Below are 4056 nucleotides of genomic sequence, written 5' to 3'. Positions count from 1 at the left end.
GAAATCATTAATCGACCTATTAAAAAGTGGGTCTAAATAAGGAGAGCGGGAATTGCTGGCGTATCACGGTCTCCGACTTTCATCCCACCATGAATCTGCGTGACCGTGAGACCCCACTCCCGGAGTTTACCGTAAGGACGACCCTCTTTACCGTCACCCGCCAAGTAGTACAAAGAATCCTTGTGTTCCGTGAACAGCAGAAGCTTCTTCTGGGGATCGGCGAGGAAACCTTGCTCATTCAGCACCCACTTGAGTTGGGTGAGTTTCGATTCCACTTCCCGCTGTTCCAACGGGCGGGCTTGGTCAATCAAACCGGTTAAACGAGAAATCTCTTGACGAAGACTCACTGGATCGACCGAGGCCACCACGTCTTCCAGTTCAGCCACAATCTCCTGTTGATCTTCTTCCGTGAGATCATCGAAATCGTCCGGTAGCCGCTTGGTAATTTGCTCGCGGCGATAAGCGTCCGGGTCAGCCAGAATCTTCTCCCGTCGCTCCCGCATCCGCTCCAAGGTTCGGCGCACCGCGTAGAGTGTCGAGGCCATCCGCCGTTGCAGCATCGCCATCGTAAACCCGACAGCTCGGCCCCGTGCCGAGTTATCCGCAGCAGCCAGGATGGATTGATCCTCCACATAGCGGGTCAATTGGTCATAAAACTCCAATTCCTCCCCATCCAATTCAAAGGCGACCGTTCGCACTTCGCGCTGAGTGAACAACCGCTTGACCACTCCGGTTTCCGGGTCTGGAAAGCTGACTAAGGCTTCTTTAATCCGCCGCAAGTAAAAGGGCGCTTCGTTTTGCCGCATCGCTTGTTCGAGACTTTTGACGTTGCCATAGACATCCTTATCCAGCAACGACAGGAAGCGACAAAAGTTTTCCGTATCGCCCTTATGCGGCGTGGCGGTCATCAGCAAGTAATGATCGGTCATCTCCGAGAGCTTCTCACCTAACTCATACGCTAAAGTTTTCCGGTCATTAGCGTAAGCACTCATCTTGTGGGCCTCATCCACAATGACCAAATCCCACCGAGAGCGAAGCAAACTGGCACGAGCATCTTCTTTGGTGGAGACCCACGAAATAGAAGTCACCACCTGCGCCTTTTCTTGCCACGGGTTTTGCCCATAGTTCGCCCGCAGCACGTCGCCCCGGACAATCTCAAAATTCTCGCGGAACTTGTCTTTCAGTTCTCGTTGCCACTGAAAGGTCAGATTAGCCGGGGTCACAATAAGGGTTCTCCGAACCAGGCCACGCGCCTTGAGTTCTTTGAGAAGCAGACCCGCCATAATAGTTTTACCGGCACCAGGGTCATCGGCCAGCAGAAAACGGATACGCGGCAATTTCAGGAAGTAGTCGTAAACCGCCTCTAATTGATGTGGCAGCGGATCGACTCGGGTGATGGAAAGGGAAAAGTAGGGATCGTATTCATAAGCCAAGCCGAGGCGATGCGCCTCCACCCCCAACCGAAACAGGGCGGCATCTCCATCAAAGGGTTCCTGCTCCGCCGAAACCGTTAGATTGGCTAATTGTTCTGCACTGAAAATGGGATCGTGCGTCAATCCGGTTTTGGTTCCTCGACCGATCACCTTGAGCGACGTACCTAACGGCGTCACTGCCAGCACCTCAATCGGCTCCGGGAGCAGTGGACCACTGACGGTCACTCCCGGTTTGATACGTCCCTCTGACATGATGATCCTTTAATCAGTCGATAATCGGCATTATTTACGCATCTGCCGCGTCACACCAGCCCTGCTGGACAAATTCCCAAGCGGACATAATTTCCGCCATTTCGTCGAAATCGTTTGGACTGAGTAACTCATTACACAAGTCATACATGGGTTGTTGATAGTTTGGCCAAATTGAAGAGTATAATGCCCAAAAAAGACCCGCATCACTACCAAAAAACCGGGATAACGCATTACGCATGGGGTAACGATTATCTTCTGTGATCTTTTTAAGCAGGTGGGGCTTCATCGAGTCATACTCACTTTCAACTTCGTCAAACAACTCTTGTAAATTGTCATAATAATCATTGGCATTATAACCTAAAAAGAAGTCATTTATATTAAGTAACTTAATAGAAGTTTCTGGATCGAAGTCATTAAAACAATTTCCATTCGCTCCTTCAAAACCATGTAACCATTCGCATAAAGTAGCCGCAAGAAGTGCATTTTGCTGACTTTCCAGAGCATATTCAGGGTCATCTTCATACTCAGGATTAGCCATATCCATGGCTGTTGCGAGTATGGCCAGCCATGTTGATGCTGCATTGGCATAACTTGAAGGAAGTAATTGGACAAAATCTTTAACCGGAAAAGGCCATAAGTCAGCGGATTCTTCCTGTCCATATTTAATACCCATCCACCAAATCCAGTCATAATTATCATCGTAGACTGTTTTCCCTAAATAAGGGACACAACTCGGATGATTTTTCCGCAGCCAGTTGGCTATATCTTCACCCATTTCATCATCGTCGGTATCATCGTCTTCAACATCTAATGTCAGCAAGTTAAAATTGAAAAATCCATAGTCATTCAACCGAGTAGCAACCTTGGCGTTCTCTTCCTCGTTGCCGACCACGACAAACAGAAACACATCCTCGATGCCATGCTTTTGACGAATCAATAATTTATTGGCGGTGCGCAGCAGGGAAATATCAAAAGGCATATCTTTCTTAGGCGCAAAAGGCGTTCTGATGACAATGACCACGACATATTGAAAAGACGCAGAATCCGGCTGCTTTGGTAATGCATTGTGGGCTAATTCTGTCATCGTACCCGATGCCTGATCAGTCTGGATAATTCGTTAGAAGATTTGTCGATGATCAGGGCAGGGATTCATCATCCATGGAGTCAAACATAGGATGAGAACCGAATTGACCGTGATCCCGGAAAGTATGCCAGCCCCGGCTGCCATCTATTTGAGTTTCCTCGGCAGCTGTGGAAGAACCCGAGTAGTCTATTTCGTCACCTTCCCCCTCACACGACAGACAGCGAATAGTATTTGGCGCTAATTTAACACGTAGTAATGAAATAGCCTTACCACAATCAACACAATACCGTATAGACATAGTAGCTAACCTTCTTGGCTACTGACTTTTCATAAGCCGTGCAACTTGATATCCAAAACACTTTGCCTTGCAAAATCAAGTTGCCCTCTTTGATAGTACCTGCAACATCCCACATTGTTGTTGTGGTAGTTAGCCTGCTGCTGGAAGCAAAAGCACTTTTGGAACAACTTCACTCAACTCTGTATCTGCAACCTGTGAAGCCATACGGCCATCTTGCAATACAAGGTGACTGAAAAATGCTGAGCGTGCGCTAACTATAACGGCATACAAACACGCGCTTTTTACGTAGTGGTAAAGCATCGTGGCGGCTTGTATCCGAGCCGCTTGTATCTTATCAGTTTTAGATCGCAATACCGGCCATACGATTCTGAATGTATCAGTATCAATGGAGAAGCCAAGCATGAAAGCGACGCGGCCTTGCTCATCACTTTCAAAGCCTTTAGCTGTGACTTTTCCACCAAGTTTTTCAATCTGATTTTTTGTACGTTCAATCCAAATATCTGGCGACGAATAGCTTGTTTGCCAGAAGTTAACTTCTTCAGCGTAGATTTTCTTTTCCATAAAGAACCTTTGTTTTTTAAATAAGCAGCCTAACTAGAATTAGTCAGTCGCCACTATAGCAACAGACGAGGTATAAATCAAAAATCAGCTTCATGAAAGTAGATTTAGAACAGCTAAACTTCTGTGGAGGCTGTTTTCGTCTCCCCGCCGTTCGCCAGAGGGTTATGCGGGAATCAAATCTAATAAATCAGTTACTAGCATAGGTTGCGGTACATGAATGTTTGATTTAGCCATAAATTTCTCTATCCAGATTGACTTTAGTCTGTCTAAGTACGATTTGCAACCTTCTAATTTAGTGAGGAATTTTTCGGTTCATTTTGAAACGCGCTGAAATCATCGGCGTTTCAAAATTGAAAGGGAAACATCACTAGCACCCCTAGATAAATTTCCTGCAAAGTTTGCTCTGGAGGTCGATTTCCCCGATAATT

The 4056-nt window shown here is 46.8% G+C and carries 3 protein-coding genes and 1 pseudogene; all 4 read right to left on the bottom strand.

Going from position 1 to position 4056, the window contains the following annotated elements:
- Positions 1-56 precede the first annotated feature (56 nt).
- Positions 57-1685, bottom strand: a pseudogene (locus BN874_RS12225) (SNF2-related protein); the annotation flags it as partial.
- A 34-nt stretch (positions 1686-1719) separates the two neighbouring features.
- Positions 1720-2769, bottom strand: coding sequence for a hypothetical protein (locus BN874_RS12220; protein ID WP_034433720.1), 1050 nt, complete (start codon positions 2767-2769; stop codon positions 1720-1722).
- Positions 2770-2821: 52 nt separating this feature from the next.
- A complete protein-coding gene (locus BN874_RS26490; protein WP_420886130.1) occupies positions 2822-3067 on the bottom strand; it encodes a TraR/DksA C4-type zinc finger protein in 246 nt (81 codons plus the stop codon).
- Between the two features lie 129 nt (positions 3068-3196).
- Entirely contained in the window at positions 3197-3628 is a 432-nt protein-coding gene (locus tag BN874_RS12215) for a hypothetical protein (protein WP_034433717.1), read from the bottom strand.
- Positions 3629-4056 lie beyond the last annotated feature (428 nt).

This window comes from Candidatus Contendobacter odensis Run_B_J11 (assembly GCF_000531125.1).
Classification (GTDB): domain Bacteria; phylum Pseudomonadota; class Gammaproteobacteria; order Competibacterales; family Competibacteraceae; genus Contendibacter; species Contendibacter odensensis.
This window is presented reverse-complemented; position numbering and strand designations above follow the sequence as displayed.